Raw genomic sequence first — 16,198 nt, forward strand, 5'->3', positions numbered from 1 at the left:
CATGCCCGATTCGCGCACTGTACCCAATGGGGCTTCGCCCCATGCCTCCGGCGCACCTGGGCGGCCGCCCGAGGTCGACCGTGCGGCGGCATCCCGCCGTGCCGTCGCCGCCCGCCGCGAGCGCGCCGCACTGAAGAAGGACGTCGCGATGCGGGTGATCACGCCGCAGGAGCTCCTGCGGCGCGCCCTCGCCGACCCCTCATCACCGGCGGGCGCGATGCGCGTGCCCGAGTTCCTCACCGCGATCCCCGCGATCGGCGAGGGCAAGCGCGACCGCATCCTCCACGACCTCGAGATCTCGCCGGTCAAGCGTCTGGGCGGCCTCGGCTCGCGCCAGCGCGAGGATCTGCGGCGATTCCTCGACACCCGCTGGCCGGAGCTGGAGCCCCGCGGCGGCCGCAGCCGCCTCGTGGTGCTGGCCGGTCCGACGGCCGTCGGCAAGGGGACGGTCGCCGCCTACATCAAGGAGCACCACCCCGACATCCACCTCTCGGTCTCGGCGACCACGCGCGCGCCGCGCCCGGGCGAGGTCGACGGCGAGCACTACTTCTTCGTCGACGACGCCGAGTTCGATCGCATGGTCGAAGGCGGCGAGCTGCTCGAGCACGCGACGGTCCACAACGCGTACCGCTACGGCACGCCGCGCGGCCCGATCGAGAAGGCTCTCGCCGCCGGACGCACCGTCCTGCTCGAGATAGACCTCCAGGGCGCGCGGCAGGTGCGCGAGGCCGACCCGTCGGCGACCCTGGTGTTCCTGCTGCCGCCGAGCTGGGACGAGCTCGTCCAGCGCCTCGTGGGTCGCGGCACGGAGGACGCCGCCGAACGCGCACGGCGTCTGCGGACCGCCAAGACCGAGCTGGCGTCGCAGAGCGAGTTCGACTACCGCGTCGTGAACGACGACGTGGCCCGCGCCGCCGCCGAGGTCGCCGCCCTCGCGCACTGACAGCGGCCCGTCCCGTAGACTAGTGGGATGCCTCGGCACCCGAGGCCCGCAGACTCCCACTCCTTCCATCCGATCCAGGAGGTTTCGCCATGGCCGGAACGAACCAGGGCATCATCGAGCCCCCCATCGACAGCCTGCTCGAGAAGGTCGACTCGAAGTACCAGCTCGTGATCTACGCGGCCAAGCGCGCGCGCCAGATCAACGACTACTACTCCGACCTGCACGAGGGCAACCTCTTCGACAACGTCGGTCCGCTCGTGGACTCGACGGTCGAGGACAAGCCGCTGACGATCGCGCTGCACGAGATCCACGAGGACAAGCTGCGCCTTCGCCACCTCGAGTGACCTGTGACACCCTGATGCCCCCGTCGACGGAGATGTCCGTCCACGGGGGCATACTGGTGTCCGCCCCCTCGGCGCCCACGTCCGCGTCCGAGGCCCGACAACTGGAGCATCGATGACCGAACTGCGTCTGTTCACGTCCGAGTCCGTCACCGAGGGGCACCCCGACAAGATCTGCGACCAGATCTCGGACTCGATCCTCGACGCGATCCTCACCGACGACGCCGACGGACGCGTCGCGGTCGAGACGCTGGTGACCACCGGGCTGGTCCACGTCGCGGGCGAGGTGTCCACCTCGGCGTACGTCGAGATCCCGGCCATCGTGCGCGACGTCGTCAACCGGATCGGGTACACCTCGAGCGAGACCGGCTTCGACGGCGACTCGTGCGGCGTGAGCGTGTCGATCGGCGCGCAGTCCTCCGACATCGCCGCCGGCGTCGACAAGGCGTTCGAGCGGCGCGAGGACGGCTCGGAGGATCCTCACGACCTGCAGGGCGCGGGCGACCAGGGCATCATGTTCGGCTACGCCACGACCGAGACGCCGCAGCTCATGCCGATGGCCGCTTGGACCGCTCACCGCATGGCCGAGCGCCTCGCCGAGGTGCGCCGCTCCGGCGAGCTGCCGTTCCTGCGGCCCGACGGCAAGACGCAGGTCACGCTCGGCTACGAGGGCCACACCCCCAGAACGGTCGACTCGGTCGTGCTGTCCACGCAGCACCACCCCGACATCTCGCAGAAGGCGCTGCGCGCCGCCGTGCGGGCCGAGGTGATCGACCCCGTGCTCGAGGCGACGGGGCTCGACCTCGCCGACGTGAAGTTCTACATCAACCCCGCGGGGCCCTTCGTGATCGGCGGGCCCAAGGGCGACGCCGGCCTCACCGGGCGCAAGATCATCATCGACACCTACGGCGGCGCCGCCCGTCACGGCGGCGGTGCGTTCAGCGGCAAGGACCCGTCGAAGGTCGACCGCTCCGGCGCGTACGCGATGCGCTGGGTCGCGAAGAACGCGGTCGCCGCCGGTCTCGCCGAGCGGCTGGAGGTGCAGGTGGCGTACGCCATCGGCAAGGCCAAGCCCGTGGGACTGTACGTCGAGACGTTCGGCACCGGCACGGTGGCCGACGAGGTGATTACGCGGGCCATCCTCGAGGTCTTCGACCTGCGTCCGAAGGCCATCATCGACCAGCTCGATCTGCTGCGCCCGATCTACGCGCAGACGGCGGCGTACGGCCATTTCGGGCGGGAGCTGCCCGACTTCACGTGGGAGCGCACCGACCGCGCAGACGCGCTGCGCGCGGCCGCCGGGCTCTGACTGCGGCCGCGTGACCGCGGTGCACGACGAGCCTCAGCCCGACGAGGGCGACGCACGGCGTGGGCGTCGCATCGCCCGCGTGCTCATCGACTCCCCACTGCCACAGCTGGATCGCCTCTTCGACTACGAGATCCCCGCCGCGCTCACCGCCGATGCGGTCCCCGGCGTGCGCGTGCGGGTCCCGCTGCGCAGCGCAGGCCGGATGGTCGACGGGCTGCTCGTCGAGGTGGGGGAGCCCGATGCCGATGGGCGGCCCCTCTCTCAGCTCGAGGCCGTGGTGTCGCCGGTGCCGGTGCTGACCCCCTCGCTGTACGCCCTGGCCCGCAGGGCCGCCGACCGGGCCGCGGGTTCGGCGGGCGACATCCTGCGCCTCGCGATCCCCAAGCGCATGGTGAGGGCCGAGAAGGCCTGGCTGGCCGCAGACCCGCCGGCCCGTCCCGAGGTGGATCCCGCCCACGTCGCATGGGCGGACGACGTGCTGGGCGCGTATCCGGGGCTGGCGGAGGCGCTGGACCGCGGCGAGCGCCTCGCTGTCGACGCACCCCCCGTTCCGGCGGTGCTCGACGACGGGCGCGCGGTCGGCTCGTGGGCGGTGCTGCTCGCCGCTGCGGCGACGCACACGCTGGCCGCAGGGCGCAGCGCCGTGGTGGCGGTGCCCGACCATCGTGACCGCGCCCAGCTGGAGGCCGTGCTGGAGGCGCGGATCCCCGCCGATGCGCTCGTCCGCGACGACGCCAAGCAGAGCGGGCCGGCCCGCTACGCCGCGTTCCTGCGCACGCTGGACGCCGCGCCGTGCGTCGTCATCGGCAACCGGTCCACCGTGTACGCGCCTGTCTCCGACCCCGGGCTCGTCGCGATCTGGGACGACGGCGACCCGCTGCTCGGCGAGCCGCTCAGTCCCGGCGTCCACGCGCGCGATGCCGCCCTGCTGCGCCACGAGCTCGACGGCGGCGCGCTCGTGTTCGCGGGGCACACCCGCACCGCCGACGTGGAGCGCCTCGTGGCGATCGGCTGGGTCAGGGACCTCCCGGCCGCGCGGCGGATGAGCCCCCGGGTGGTCCTCAGCGCCACCCGTGAAGGGGAGTCGCGCGCCGCGCGCGTGCCCTCCTCGGCGTTCGCCGCGGCGCGCGAGGCGCTCTCGGGGGGACCGGTCCTCGTCCAGGTCGCGCGCCCCGGCTACGCCCCGGTCCTGGTCTGCGCGGCGTGCCGGCACCCGGCGCGCTGTCCGCACTGCGGCGGCCCCCTGCACGCCGCCCGCCACGGCGCGGTGCCGACGTGCTCCTGGTGCGGGCGCGCCGCCCACGCGTGGGCCTGTCCCGAGTGCTCCTCCACGATGCTGCGGATGGCTTCGGCCGGGAGCGAGCGCACCGCAGACGAACTGGGCCGCGCGTTCCCCGGCATCCGGGTCATCCTCGCCGACGGGGACCACCCCGTGATGCAGGTCGACGAGCGTCCGGCCCTCGTGGTGGCGACCCGCGGCGCAGAGCCTCTCGCTCTCGGCGGCTACCGGGCGGTGATCCTGCTGGACGGCGACCGGATGCTGATGGCCGACGACCTCCGCATCGGCGAGTCGTGCCTGCGCTGGTGGTCGAACGCCGCCGCCCTGGCCGCGCCCGGGGCGCCGGTCCACCTCGTCGGCGTGGCGGGCGAGATCGCGCGCGCGCTGGCCACGTGGACGCAGGCGTCGTACGCCCGCGGCGAACTGGCCGACCGTGCGCCGCTGCGCATGCCGCCCACCGTGCGGGTGGCCGCCGTGGACGGGCCGCGCACCGCCGTGGACACGGCTCTGGCGGAGCTGCGCCGGGCGGTTCCGGAGCTCGACGCGGAGGCCGTGCTGGGGCCGCTCCCGCGCGGCGAGGCGGTGCGGGCTCTGGTGCGCTTCGAGTACGCGCTCGGCGCGCGGGTCGCCGAGAGCCTGCGCGCCTCGGTCGTGAGCCAGGCCGTGAAGGGCAGGCGTCCGGCGAAGGGTCGTGCCCCTGCGGCCGCCAATACACTGAAGGTCCGGGTCGACGTGCCCGACCCCGACCTCTGATCCGTTCAGGAGCTTCATGCGCCTCGTCTTCGCCGGCACACCGGCGCCGGCTGTGCCGTCGCTGCGCCGGCTCGCGGCATCCGCCCACGACATCGCCGCGGTCGTCACCCGCCGTGACGCGCCCGTCGGGCGCAAGCGGGTGCTCACGCCGTCGCCCGTCGCGGCGGCCGCAGAGGAGCTGGGGCTCCCGGTGATCCGCGCCGATCGGCTGGACGAGGACGCCACCGGGCGGATCGCGGCGCTCGCGCCCGACCTCGGCGTCATCGTCGCCTACGGCGGCCTCGTGCGCGAGCCGCTCCTGTCGACGCCGGCGCACGGGTGGATCAACCTCCACTTCTCGCTGCTTCCGCGCTGGCGGGGCGCCGCGCCAGTCCAGCACGCGCTGATCGCCGGTGACGCGCAGACCGGGGCGAGCGTGTTCCAGCTGGTGCCCGAGCTCGACGCCGGCGATGTGTTCGGCGAGCTCGCCGTCGACATCCCGGGCGATGCGACCGCGGGCGACCTCCTCGCGTCGCTCGCGGAGGACGGCGCCGGGCTCCTCGCCGAGGTCGTGGACGCCATCGGCAGCGGGGCCACCGTCGCTCGCCCGCAGGCCGGCGAGGTCACCTACGCCGGCAAGCTCGGCGACGAGGACGGTCGCATCCGGTGGGACGAGCCGGCGCCGGCGGTGCTCGGCCGCATCCGCGGCGTCACCCCCGAGCCGGGGGCGCACACGACGATCGAGGGCGCACGCTTCAAGGTCCTGGCGGTCGCCGAGGCGCCCGCGGACGCACCCGCCCTCGCGCCCGGGATGCTCGCCTTCCACGGCAAGGAGGTCCTCGCCGGCACGGGCTCGACGCCGATCGTGCTCGACACCGTGCAGCCGGCGGGCAAGGGCGCCATGCGCGCCGCGGACTGGTGGCGGGGCCTGCGCGACGCGACCCCGGTGGCGGGATCGTGAGCCGCACGGTCGCCGCGCGCCGGGTCGCCTACGACACGCTGCGAGCGGTCCACGAGTCCGACGCCTACGCCAATCTCCTGCTGCCCACCGCGATCACGCGTGCGGGGCTCTCGACCGCCGACGCCGCCCTCGCGACGGAGCTCACCTACGGGACGCTGCGGCGGCAGGGTACCTACGACGCCGTCATCTCCATCGCCGCCGACCGTCCCGTCGCCGACATCGACCCCGCGGTGCTGGATGCGCTGCGCCTGGGCGTCCACCAGCTGCTGTCGACCCGGGTGGCCTCGCATGCCGCCGTCAACGAGTCGGTCGAGCTCGCCCGCGCGGCGGGCGGCCGCGGTGCGGGCGGGTTCGCCAACGCGGTGCTGCGGCGCGTCTCGCGCGACACCCCCGGCGACTGGATGACCCATGTGGCCGCCAGCGCCCGGTCCGATGACGAGCAGCTCGGCCTGCTGTTCTCGCACCCGGTGTGGGTCGTGCGCGCATTCCGGCGCGCCCTCGCCGCGGAAGGGCGCGCCGACGAGCTGGAAGCGCTCCTCACCGCCGACAACGCATCGCCGCGCGTCACGATGGCCGCGCTCCCGGATCTCGCCGAGGTGCCCGACGACGCCCGCCGCACGCCGTTCTCGCCGATCGGCTTCCGTCTGGGCGGCGGCGACCCCGACGCACTGGTGCGGGGATCCGAGGGGCGCGTGCGCGTGCAGGACGAAGGCTCGCAGCTGGCCGCACTCGCCCTGACGCGGGCGATGCCGGTCTCGGCGGGGGAGCGCTGGCTCGACCTGTGCGCCGGCCCCGGCGGCAAGACCGCCGTGCTCGCGGCCGAGGCGCTCGCGCACGGGGCGTCGCTCGAGGCTAACGAGATCTCGCCCGCGCGGGCGGGGCTCGTCCGCCAGGCGCTGGCCGGGGTGCCGCTGGAGGTTTCGGTGTCGGAGGAGGACGGTCGCGCGCGCGCCGGCGGTTCTCCCGACACCTACGACCGGATCCTGGTGGATGCCCCGTGCACCGGCCTCGGCGCGCTGCGGCGCCGTCCCGAGGCGCGGTGGCGCAAGGCGCCCAGCGACGTCCCCGGACTCACCGAACTGCAGCGTGAGCTGCTGAACGCCGCTGTGAGCGCGCTCCGGCCGGGCGGCGTGGTCGCGTACGTCACGTGCTCGCCGCACCTCGCCGAGACCTCGGGCGTGGTGTCCGACATCCGCCGGGAGTGGGACGGCGCGCTCGAAGAGCTGTCGGCGCGCGAGGTCATCACGGCCCTGTCCGCCGCCGACCCCGGCCTGCCTCCGCAGACGGACGGCAGCGGACGCGCGCAGTTGTGGCCGCACCGTCACAACACCGACGCGATGTCGGTGTCACTCCTGCGCCGCGTCTGAGCACACCCCCGCAGCGCCGCGTCGGGGCGACGAGCCGCAACACCGGAGTCACTCGGCGAGTCGCATCGACCGGGGCATCTGCTCGAACTCGGCGCGCAGCGCGATCAGCGCCGCGCTGTGCGCGCGGCCGAGGGCGCGCGCGTCGACGGTCACCTCGGCGCCCTCGGGCAGAGCCTCCGCGATCTCGCGCAGCACCGCGACGACGCGCTCCATCCCGGCCAGGCCCAGCTCGCCGGAGAGGCGCAGCGTGCGCCCGTGGTCGGTGTCCTCGACGGTGAACGCCGGAACGGCGATGCTGTCGTGACCCTCGAGCATGTGCATGCCGAAGCGCTCGGCCAGCGTCTCGAGCAGAGCGATGGCGCGCACGGAGTTGCCGTGCACATCGAGGCGGGGGCTGAACGCGGCGACGCCGAACTGCGAGGGGGCGACGGCGAGGAGCCCGCCGCTGACGCCGCTCTTGGCGGGAAGGCCCACCCGCAGCAGCCACTCGCCGGAGTAGTCGTACATGCCGCAGCTCGTCATGATCGACAGCACGTCGCGCGCGACCGCCTCGGCGACGACACGCTCGCCCGTCACCGGGTTCACCCCGCCGAACGCGAGCGTCGCGGACATCACCGCCAGGTCGCGCGCGGTCACGAGCAGCGAGCACTGCCGGAAGTAGGTCTCGACCGCTGCGTCGACCGGGCCGTCGATGATGCCGTGGGACCGCAGGAGGTGGGCGAGCGCGCGGTTGCGATCGCCGGTGGCGGACTCGGAGGCGTACACCCGCTCATCGACCCACAGCGAGCGTCCCGCGAACGCGGACAGTCCGGCGACGATGTGCGCCGTCCTCTCGTCCACGCCGTCGCCGGGGATGAGCGCCGACGTCGCGATCGCGCCGGCGTTGACCATCGGGTTGGCGGGGCGTCCGGTCACCGGCTCGAGACTGATCGCATTGAACGGCTCGCCGCTGGGCTCGGCACCCACCTTGCGCAGCACGGCATCCCGCCCGCGGTCGGCGAGCGCCAGCGCCAGGACGAACGGCTTCGAGATCGACTGGATGGTGAACTCGTGGTCGGCGTCTCCGACCGCGCGCACCCTGCCGTGGGGGCCCACCACCGCGAGCGCGAGCCGGTCGGGATCCGCCGACGCGAGCTCGGGGATGTACCCGGCGGGCGCGCCGCCGCCGAGGGGCCGCACATCCTCGAGGACCTCGTGCAGGAGTACGGTGATCGGATCCACGGCTCGACCATAATGGACGGGTGCTCCCGAACGACGAGACCGGCCGCGCGGGCGGCATCCGCATCAACCCCAGCATCCTCGCCGCCGACTTCGTGAACATGCAGGCAGAGCTCGCGCGCATCGCCACCGCGGACTTCGTGCACGTCGACGTCATGGACAACCACTTCGTGCCCAACCTCACGTTCGGGCCGCAGATGGTCGAGCGCGTCCAGGCGACCAGCCCCGTGCCGCTGGACGTCCACCTCATGATCACGAATCCCGACCGGTGGGCGCCCGGCTACGCCGAGCTCGGAGCCGCGTCCGTCACGTTCCACCTGGAGGCGGCGAAGGAGCCCGTGGCCCTCGCCCGGCGGCTGCGCGCGATCGGCGCTCGCGCGGGGGTCGCGGTGAAGCCCGCGACGCCGGTGGAGGGTCTGTTCGACCTGCTCGACGACTTCGATCAGATCCTCGTCATGACGGTCGAGCCCGGCTTCGGCGGTCAGTCCTTCATGCCCGAGACCATGCCGAAGCTGCGCCGGCTCGCCGACGAGGCACGCCGTCGCGGATCCTCCGTGTGGCTGCAGGTCGACGGCGGGATCGGCGAGAGCACGATCGCGCAGGCCGCCGAGGCGGGCGCCGACACGTTCGTCGCCGGATCCGCGGTGTTCGGCGCCGACGACCCCGCGAACGCCATCGCGGGGCTGCGCGCGACGGTCGCCGCCCACCACCACGTGCACTGAGCCGCGGCGTCACGCGGCACCGGGGCATCCCGGCCGGACGGTAACCTGTCATGGTGAAGACGTTCGACACGCTGTACGCCGAGCTGGCCGCGAAGGCGGCCGAGCGCCCCGAGGGATCGGGCACCGTCGCGCAGCTGGACGCGGGCGTCCACGCGATCGGCAAGAAGATCGTGGAGGAGGCCGCCGAAGTCTGGATGGCGGCCGAGTACGAGTCGACGGATGCCGCAGCCGAGGAGATCTCGCAGCTGCTGTACCACCTTCAGGTGCTGATGCTCGCGAAGGGGCTGAGCCTCGAAGACGTCTACCGACATCTCTGAGCGCGCGTCCCCGTCCGCCCTCGAACCCGAAAGCCCCGCTGCCATGCTGCGAATCGCCGTGCCGAACAAGGGCTCGCTCGCCGAGACCGCCTCCGAGATGCTCCACGAGGCCGGCTACATCGGCCGCCGCGACCCGAAGGACCTCCACGTCATCGACCCTCAGAACGAGGTCGAGTTCTTCTATCTGCGCCCCAAGGACATCGCGACCTACGTCGGCTCGGGTGCACTCGACGTGGGCATCACCGGCCGCGACCTGCTCCTGGACGCCCGCATGCCGGGCGCGCGCGAGATCGAGGCCCTCGGCTTCGGCGACTCGACGTTCCGCTTCGCGGGCCCGCCCGGACGCTTCGCCGACGTGAAGGACCTCCAGGGCTTCCGCGTCGCCACGGCGTACCCGGGTCTCGTCGACGCGTTCCTGGACGACCACGGCGTCGCCGTGGACCTGGTGCCGCTGGACGGCGCCGTCGAGTCGGCGGTCCGTCTGGGAGTGGCGGATGCCGTCGCCGACGTCGTCTCGACGGGCACCACGCTCCGTCAGGCGGGCCTGGAGATCTTCGGCCCCGTGCTGCTGCAGTCCGAGGCGGTGCTCATCACCTCGCCCACCGAGGCGGAGGGGACCGACACGCTGCTGCGCCGCCTGCGCGGCGTCATGGTAGCCCGGCGGTACGTGATGGTCGACTACGACCTCCCGGCCGAGCTCGTCGACGACGCCGTCAAGATCGCTCCGGGCATCGAGTCGCCCACGATCTCGCCGCTGCGCGACCCGGCGTGGGTGGCGGTGCGCGTGATGGTGGCCCGCAAGGGGGTCAACCAGGTCATGGACGCGCTGTACGCGATCGGCGCCCGCGCGATCCTGGTCACGGCGATCCACAACGCGAGGCTGTGATGGGCCTCGTCTGCCGCGTCATCCCCTGCCTCGACGTCGCCGCCGGACGCGTCGTCAAGGGCGTCAACTTCCAGAACCTGCGCGACATGGGCGATCCCGTCGAACTCGCGCGGGAGTACTTCCGCCAGGGCGCCGACGAGATCACCTTCCTCGACGTCACCGCCACCGTCGACGAGCGCTCCACGACGTACGACGTCGTCCGGCGCACCGCCGAAGAGGTCTTCATCCCGCTCACCGTCGGCGGTGGCGTGCGCTCGGCCGACGACGTGGCGCGGCTGCTCTCCGTCGGTGCGGACAAGATCGGCGTCAACTCGGCGGCGATCGCCCGCCCCCCGCTCCTGGACGAGATCGCCGACCGCTTCGGCGCGCAGGTGCTGGTGCTGTCGCTGGACGTCAAGCGCTCGCCGGCGACCGCGTCCGGCTTCGTCGTGACGACGCACGGCGGACGCACCGAGACCACCCTCGACGCGCTGGACTGGGCGCGCGAGGCGATCGAGCGCGGCGCGGGCGAGCTCCTGGTGAACTCCATCGACGCCGACGGCACCAAACAGGGCTTCGACCTCGAACTCGTCGCCCTCATGCGCGAGCTCTCCAGCGTCCCCGTGATCGCCTCGGGCGGCGCGGGCAAGGCGTCGGACTTCGGGCCCGCCATCGCCGCGGGCGCGGACGCGGTGCTCGCGGCATCCGTCTTCCACTCGGGTCAGCTCACCATCGGCGACGTGAAGGCGGCGATGATGGCCGAGGGCATCGCGGTGCGGGAGGTGGCCGCGGCATGAGCGAGACGGTCGACGAGCGCATCGCGCGCGTGACGTTCAACGGCGACGGGCTCGTCGCCGCGATCATCCAGCAGTGGGACTCCCGCGAGGTGCTGATGCTCGGATGGATGGATGCCGAAGCCCTGCGCCGCACGCTCACCGAGGGGCGCGTCACGTTCTGGTCGCGCTCCCGGCAGGAGTACTGGCGCAAGGGAGACACCTCGGGCCACATCCAGATCGTGCGCGGCGCCCGCCTGGACTGCGACGGCGACGCGGTGCTGGTCGAGGTGGAGCAGGTCGGGCCCGCGTGCCACACCGGCACGCGCACGTGCTTCGACGCCGACGATCTCGAGCCCACCCGCGGCGTCTGACGTGGGGCGGACGGTGCCCTGCGGCGGCGGCGCGACCTTCGACCACGTCCACCTCGTCATCCGGCGCGGCGGCGTCCCGGTCTCGGTCGAGGGCATGAGGTTCGGCGCCTACACCGCGCGCAGCGACGGGCGGGACTACTGGGGCTTCTGGACCGACGCGTGGGGCAACCGGGTGCTCACGGCCCCCGGAGGTGCGCGCTGCTGCCTCCCTGCGGAGTGACTACAGTGAACGGGTGATCCGCCGCTCCCGCATGCTCGCCGTCGTCGTCGCCGCCCTGTGCGGGGCGGTCGGGGTCATCTCGTCGACGCAGACGTGGCTGACCGTCGTCCTGCGAGACGGCGCCCAGGAGGCGCTCGAGGTGCCCGGCGCATCCGCGATCCCCGTCCTGGCCCCGCTCAGCCTCGCCGCCCTCGCTCTGGGGGCGGCGCTGTCGATCGTCGGGCTCGTCCTGCGCTACGTCTTCGGCACGCTGGCCATCCTCATCGCCGGCGTCCTCGCGTGGCTGACCGTCCCGGTGGTGTTCGCGCCGCCGGTGGCGGCGGTCGCCGCCGTGGTGACGGGATCGACGGGCATCGCCGGTGAGGCATCCGTCGCAGCGCTCGTCGCCGGCATCGACACGACGCCGTGGCCGGCGGTGACCCTGGTCGTGTGGGTGGTCCTGTTCGTCACGGGCGTCTTCGTGCTCGCCACCGCGCACACGTGGCCGCGCAGCGGACGCCGGTACCGCACCGACGATGCGGCGGCGTCTTCCGCTCCGGCCGGATCCCGCCCCCACGACGCCGCAGGATCGCGGGCCATCGACGACTGGGACGACCTGTCGCGTGGCCAGGACCCCACCGCCTGACCGCTAGACTGGCGACATTCCGCGCTTCCCAGGCTTCACCGAGGAGACATCCACCATGAGCAACAACATCGGCGACCCCGGCCACGGACACTCGCCCGCCGCCTGGACGGCCGTCGTGATCATGCTCGTCGCGGTCTGCCTGGGCACACTCTTCTTCTTCCTCGACATCCCCGCCCTCGTGTGGGCATCGGCGGCCCTGCTGATCGTCGGCCTCATCGTGGGCTGGGCGATGGCCAAGGCGGGCTACGGCGTCGGCGGTTCGAAGTACACCGCGAAAGAGCACTGAGCATGCTCGCCGACCTGACGGCCGGCGCTGTTGAGGACGCCGAGGCACGCGCCTCGGGGCGTCCCCTGGCGGCGGTCGAGGCGGCGGCCCTCGCACAGCGTCCCGCACTCGACGTGCTCGCTGCGCTGGCACCCGCCGACCGCGTGAAGATCATCGCCGAGGTCAAGCGCGCGAGCCCTTCGCGCGGCGACCTCGCCGCCATCCCCGACCCCGCGCTGCAGGCTCGCCGGTACGAGGAGGGCGGCGCGTCCGCGATCTCCGTGCTGACCGAGGGCCGGCGCTTCAAGGGCAGCCTCGCCGACCTCGAAGCGGTCAAGGCCGCCGTGTCGCTTCCGGTCCTGCGTAAGGACTTCATCGCCACCGAGTATCAGGTGCTGGAGGCCCGGGCGTCGGGCGCCGACCTCGTGCTGCTCATCGTGGCGGCCCTGGAGCAGGACGACCTGGCACGGCTGTACGCGCTGACCCGCGAGCTGGGCATGGCCGCGCTCGTCGAGACGCACAGCGCCGACGAGGTCGACCGGGCCGTCGACCTCGGCGCCGAGCTCATCGGTGTCAACGCGCGGGACCTGTCGACGTTCGAGCTCGACCGCGACCTGTTCGGGCGGCTCGCGGAGCGCATCCCCGCGGGGGCGGTGAAGATCGCGGAGTCGGCTGTGCTCGTGCCCGCGGACGTCGCCCACTACCGCGCGGCCGGCGCCGACGTCGTGCTGGTCGGCGAGGCCCTCGTCACCAACGATCCCGTGTCCACACTGCGTGCATTCCTGGAGGCCGGCGCATGAGTCTACGTGAGGCTCCCGGGCCACTGTTCGGCGAGTTCGGCGGGCGGTACATGCCCGAATCCCTGATCGCCGCGATCGACGAGCTGACCGCCGAATACGAGGCGGCGAAGATCGACCCCGACTTCCAGGCGGAGTTCGTGCGCCTGCTGCACTCGTACGCCGGCCGCCCGTCGCCGATCACCGAGGTGCCCCGGTTCGCCGAGCACGCCGGGGGAGCCCGGGTGTTCCTCAAGCGCGAGGACCTCAACCACACCGGCTCGCACAAGATCAACAACGTGCTCGGCCAGGCGCTGCTGACCAAGCGCCTGGGCAAGACGCGCGTGATCGCCGAGACCGGCGCGGGCCAGCACGGGGTGGCCACGGCCACGGCCGCGGCGCTGTTCGGGTTCGACTGCACCATCTACATGGGCGAGGTCGACACCGAGCGGCAGGCGCTCAACGTCGCCCGCATGCGTCTTCTCGGCGCAGAGGTGGTGCCGGTGAAGACCGGCTCGCGCACGCTGAAGGACGCCATCAACGACGCCTACCGGGACTGGGTCGCGAGCGTCGAGACGACGAACTACATCTTCGGCACGGCCGCGGGGCCCCATCCCTTCCCCGCCATGGTGCGCGACTTCCAGAAGGTGATCTCCGAGGAGGCGCGCGCGCAGCTGCTCGAAGAGGCCGGGCGACTGCCCGACGCGGTCCTCGCGTGCGTCGGTGGCGGCTCCAACGCGATCGGCATGTTCGACGCGTTCCTGGACGACGAGGGCGTCAAGCTCTACGGCGTCGAAGCGGCCGGCGACGGGGTCGACACGGCGCGCCACGCCGCGTCGATCGAACGCGGCCGGCCGGGCGTCCTGCACGGCGCCAAGACGTTCGTGCTCCAGGACGAGGACGGCCAGACCATCGAGTCCCACTCGATCTCGGCGGGCCTGGACTACCCGGGCGTCGGTCCCGAGCACGCCTGGCTCGCCTCGATCGGCCGCGCCGACTACATCCCGGCGACGGATGACGAGGCGATGCAGGCGCTGCGCCTGCTGTCCGAGACCGAGGGGATCATCCCCGCCATCGAGTCCGCCCACGCGCTCGCCGGCGCGCTGCGCATCGGCCGCGAGCTCGGCCCGGACGCGATCCTCGCGATCTGCCTGTCCGGCCGCGGCGACAAGGACATGGACACCGCTGCGCGCTACTTCCACCTCTACGACGAGGGAACGGATGCCGCAGCCGCCGCGGCCGCGCCGCACGACGACGCCGCCAAGGGCGAGGGGGAGAAGCTGTGACCTCGCGCGCCGCCGCGGCGATCGACGCCGCCCGCGCCCAGGGCCGGGGCGCCTTCGTCGGCTACCTTCCCCTCGGATACCCGGATCTGCGTACGAGCATCGAGGCGGCCGTCACGCTCGCCGAGAGCGGCGCGGACGTGCTCGAGCTCGGGCCGCCGTACTCCGACCCGGTCATGGACGGCACCGTGATCCAGGAGGCGACCCAGGAGGCGCTCGCGCGCGGCTTCCGCATGCGCGACACCTTCACCGCCGTGCGCGAGATCACCCGGCGCGTCGACGTGCCCGTGCTCGTGATGACGTACTGGAACCCCGTCCTGCAGTACGGCGTCGACCGGTACGCGGACGACCTGCGCGATGCCGGGGGAGCAGGGCTCATCACGCCCGACATCACGCCGGACGCGGCACCGGAGTGGATCGCCGCCAGCGAGCGCACGGGCCTCGACCGTGTGTTCCTCGCCGCGCCCACGTCCACCGACGAGCGCCTCGAGCTCATCGTGCGGGAGTCGACCGGCTTCGTCTACACCGTCTCGACGATGGGCATCACCGGGGAGCGCGCCGAGCTGGATGCCGCGGCCCGCACGCTCGTCGCCCGCCTGCGCGCGCACGGCGCCGAGCACGCCTGCGTCGGCATCGGCATCTCCAACGCCGAGCAGGTCGCGGGAGTGCTGGAGTACGCCGACGGCGCGATCGTCGGGACGGCGCTCGTGCGGGCGCTGCGGGAGGGGGGCCTGGAGGCCCTCGATCGCACCGCGCGCGCCCTCGCCGCAGGCACCGCGCGGAGCGCGAACTAGAATCTCAAGGTCGGCGGTCGCCGCCACCCACCCCAGCAAGGACACGGTTCTCCCATGATCAACGCCGCCGCGAGCGTCGTCGCCAGCATCCCGAGCCCGGAGATCAGCTACTTCGACCTCGGTCCCCTGCGCATCCACATCTACGCGCTGTGCATCATCACGGGCATCATCGCCGCGGTCCTGTGGACCAACGCGCGCTTGACGAAGCGGGGCGCCGAGCCCTGGGTGGTCATCGACATCTCGCTGCTGGCGGTGCCGCTGGCGATCATCGTCGCCCGCATCTACCACGTGCTCACGCACTGGGGCTTCTACTTCGGCGAGGGCGCGAACCCCATGTCGGCGCTGTACATCTGGGAGGGCGGCATCGCGATCTACGGCGCCCTCATCGGCGGTGCCATCGGCGCCTGGCTCGGCTGCCGCTGGACCGGGATCCGCTTCTGGACCTTCGCCGACGCGCTGGCGCCCGGCCTCCTCCTGGCCCAGGCCATCGGCCGCTTCGGCAACTGGTTCAACCAGGAGCTGTACGGTCTTCCCACCGACGTGCCGTGGGGTCTCGAGATCGACTACCCGAACCCCGCGTGGCCCATCGGGCTGCCCGAGGGCACGCTGTTCCACCCCACCTTCCTCTACGAGGTGATCTGGAACGTGCTCGGCGTCGTCTTCCTGGTGGTGGTCGGTCGGGCCTTCCGTCTGCAGTGGGGTCGCCTCTTCGCCCTCTACCTCGTCTGGTACAGCGCCGGGCGCATCGTGTGGGAGACGATCCGCGTCGACCCGAGCGAGATCATCCTGGGCCTGCGCACGAACGTGTGGGCCGCGATCTTCGGCGTGATCCTCGGGCTCGTGATCTTCTTCGTCCAGAAGCGCCGCCACCCCGGCCTGGAGCCGTCGCCCTACGTGTCCGGCCGCGAGTGGAATGCCGGACAGGCTGTACAATCGCAGGACACCGACGACTTCGTCGACGTCAGCGAACCCCCGACGTCCGAGGCCGACGGGGTCAGCGCCACAAGCACCCCTGCCACGAAATAACGCGCTCC

The 16,198-nt window shown here is 72.8% G+C and carries 19 protein-coding genes; 18 read left to right on the top strand and 1 reads right to left on the bottom strand.

The window, feature by feature from the left end; genetic code table 11:
* Position 1 precedes the first annotated feature (1 nt).
* The 6 genes from gmk to ACZBH1_RS16015 all read left to right on the top strand — a co-directional run bounded on the left by gmk (position 2) and on the right by ACZBH1_RS16015 (position 6,932).
* Positions 2-943 carry a guanylate kinase gene (gmk, locus tag ACZBH1_RS15990; RefSeq protein ID WP_452324363.1) on the top strand — a complete coding sequence of 314 codons (942 nt, stop codon included), beginning with the start codon at positions 2-4 and terminating at the stop codon, positions 941-943.
* A gap of 89 nt (positions 944-1,032) precedes the next feature.
* The gene (gene rpoZ / locus ACZBH1_RS15995) at positions 1,033-1,287 is read left to right on the top strand and encodes a DNA-directed RNA polymerase subunit omega (protein WP_194398411.1); all 255 of its coding nucleotides are present in this window, start codon (positions 1,033-1,035) and stop codon (positions 1,285-1,287) included.
* Between the two features lie 112 nt (positions 1,288-1,399).
* Positions 1,400-2,593 carry a methionine adenosyltransferase gene (metK, locus tag ACZBH1_RS16000; protein ID WP_336397972.1) on the top strand — a complete coding sequence of 398 codons (1,194 nt, stop codon included), beginning with the start codon at positions 1,400-1,402 and terminating at the stop codon, positions 2,591-2,593.
* 10 nt (positions 2,594-2,603) lie between these two features.
* Positions 2,604-4,625, top strand: coding sequence for a primosomal protein N' family DNA-binding protein (locus ACZBH1_RS16005; RefSeq protein WP_463646922.1), 2,022 nt, complete (start codon positions 2,604-2,606; stop codon positions 4,623-4,625).
* A gap of 16 nt (positions 4,626-4,641) precedes the next feature.
* Complete coding sequence (fmt, locus tag ACZBH1_RS16010; RefSeq protein WP_336397970.1) at positions 4,642-5,565, top strand: methionyl-tRNA formyltransferase; 924 nt, start codon at positions 4,642-4,644, stop codon at positions 5,563-5,565.
* Positions 5,562-6,932: an RsmB/NOP family class I SAM-dependent RNA methyltransferase gene (locus ACZBH1_RS16015; protein ID WP_463646923.1), complete on the top strand. Its 1,371-nt coding sequence runs from the start codon at positions 5,562-5,564 to the stop codon at positions 6,930-6,932. The genes fmt and ACZBH1_RS16015 overlap by 4 nt, the downstream gene beginning before the upstream one ends.
* A 48-nt stretch (positions 6,933-6,980) precedes the next feature.
* On the opposite strand, the gene glsA is transcribed toward ACZBH1_RS16015, so the two are convergent.
* Positions 6,981-8,153 carry a glutaminase A gene (glsA, locus tag ACZBH1_RS16020; protein ID WP_463646924.1) on the bottom strand — a complete coding sequence of 391 codons (1,173 nt, stop codon included), beginning with the start codon at positions 8,151-8,153 and terminating at the stop codon, positions 6,981-6,983.
* Between the two features lie 20 nt (positions 8,154-8,173).
* On the opposite strand from glsA, the gene rpe reads away from it, so the two are divergent.
* From rpe to lgt, 12 genes are read left to right on the top strand one after another with little or no spacing between them, the layout of a single operon-like run.
* Positions 8,174-8,872 carry a ribulose-phosphate 3-epimerase gene (rpe, locus tag ACZBH1_RS16025; RefSeq protein ID WP_336397967.1) on the top strand — a complete coding sequence of 233 codons (699 nt, stop codon included), beginning with the start codon at positions 8,174-8,176 and terminating at the stop codon, positions 8,870-8,872.
* A gap of 53 nt (positions 8,873-8,925) precedes the next feature.
* Positions 8,926-9,189 carry a phosphoribosyl-ATP diphosphatase gene (locus ACZBH1_RS16030; protein WP_045302883.1) on the top strand — a complete coding sequence of 88 codons (264 nt, stop codon included), beginning with the start codon at positions 8,926-8,928 and terminating at the stop codon, positions 9,187-9,189.
* 43 nt (positions 9,190-9,232) lie between these two features.
* Positions 9,233-10,075 carry an ATP phosphoribosyltransferase gene (gene hisG / locus ACZBH1_RS16035; protein ID WP_336397966.1) on the top strand — a complete coding sequence of 281 codons (843 nt, stop codon included), beginning with the start codon at positions 9,233-9,235 and terminating at the stop codon, positions 10,073-10,075.
* Complete coding sequence (gene hisF / locus ACZBH1_RS16040; RefSeq protein WP_336398062.1) at positions 10,075-10,851, top strand: imidazole glycerol phosphate synthase subunit HisF; 777 nt, start codon at positions 10,075-10,077, stop codon at positions 10,849-10,851. Before hisG ends, hisF begins: the two co-directional genes overlap by 1 nt.
* Positions 10,848-11,201: a phosphoribosyl-AMP cyclohydrolase gene (hisI, locus tag ACZBH1_RS16045; protein WP_336397965.1), complete on the top strand. Its 354-nt coding sequence runs from the start codon at positions 10,848-10,850 to the stop codon at positions 11,199-11,201. Before hisF ends, hisI begins: the two co-directional genes overlap by 4 nt.
* A gap of 1 nt (position 11,202) precedes the next feature.
* The gene (locus ACZBH1_RS16050) at positions 11,203-11,421 is read left to right on the top strand and encodes a hypothetical protein (RefSeq protein WP_463646925.1); all 219 of its coding nucleotides are present in this window, start codon (positions 11,203-11,205) and stop codon (positions 11,419-11,421) included.
* Between the two features lie 13 nt (positions 11,422-11,434).
* A complete protein-coding gene (locus ACZBH1_RS16055; protein ID WP_378880771.1) occupies positions 11,435-12,046 on the top strand; it encodes a Trp biosynthesis-associated membrane protein in 612 nt (203 codons plus the stop codon).
* A gap of 55 nt (positions 12,047-12,101) precedes the next feature.
* A complete protein-coding gene (locus ACZBH1_RS16060) occupies positions 12,102-12,332 on the top strand; it encodes a DUF6704 family protein (RefSeq protein WP_336397962.1) in 231 nt (76 codons plus the stop codon).
* A gap of 2 nt (positions 12,333-12,334) precedes the next feature.
* Positions 12,335-13,111 (top strand): indole-3-glycerol phosphate synthase TrpC, encoded by a 777-nt coding sequence (gene trpC / locus ACZBH1_RS16065; RefSeq protein ID WP_463646926.1) that lies wholly within the window; start codon positions 12,335-12,337, stop codon positions 13,109-13,111.
* Positions 13,108-14,373: a tryptophan synthase subunit beta gene (gene trpB / locus ACZBH1_RS16070; protein WP_336397960.1), complete on the top strand. Its 1,266-nt coding sequence runs from the start codon at positions 13,108-13,110 to the stop codon at positions 14,371-14,373. The genes trpC and trpB overlap by 4 nt, the downstream gene beginning before the upstream one ends.
* Positions 14,370-15,164, top strand: coding sequence for a tryptophan synthase subunit alpha (gene trpA / locus ACZBH1_RS16075; RefSeq protein WP_463646927.1), 795 nt, complete (start codon positions 14,370-14,372; stop codon positions 15,162-15,164). The genes trpB and trpA overlap by 4 nt, the downstream gene beginning before the upstream one ends.
* 54 nt (positions 15,165-15,218) lie before the next feature.
* The gene (lgt, locus tag ACZBH1_RS16080) at positions 15,219-16,190 is read left to right on the top strand and encodes a prolipoprotein diacylglyceryl transferase (RefSeq protein ID WP_336397958.1); all 972 of its coding nucleotides are present in this window, start codon (positions 15,219-15,221) and stop codon (positions 16,188-16,190) included.
* The last annotated feature ends 8 nt before the right edge of the window (positions 16,191-16,198 follow it).

It is taken from the genome of Microbacterium sp. ZXT2-5 (genome assembly GCF_055329545.1).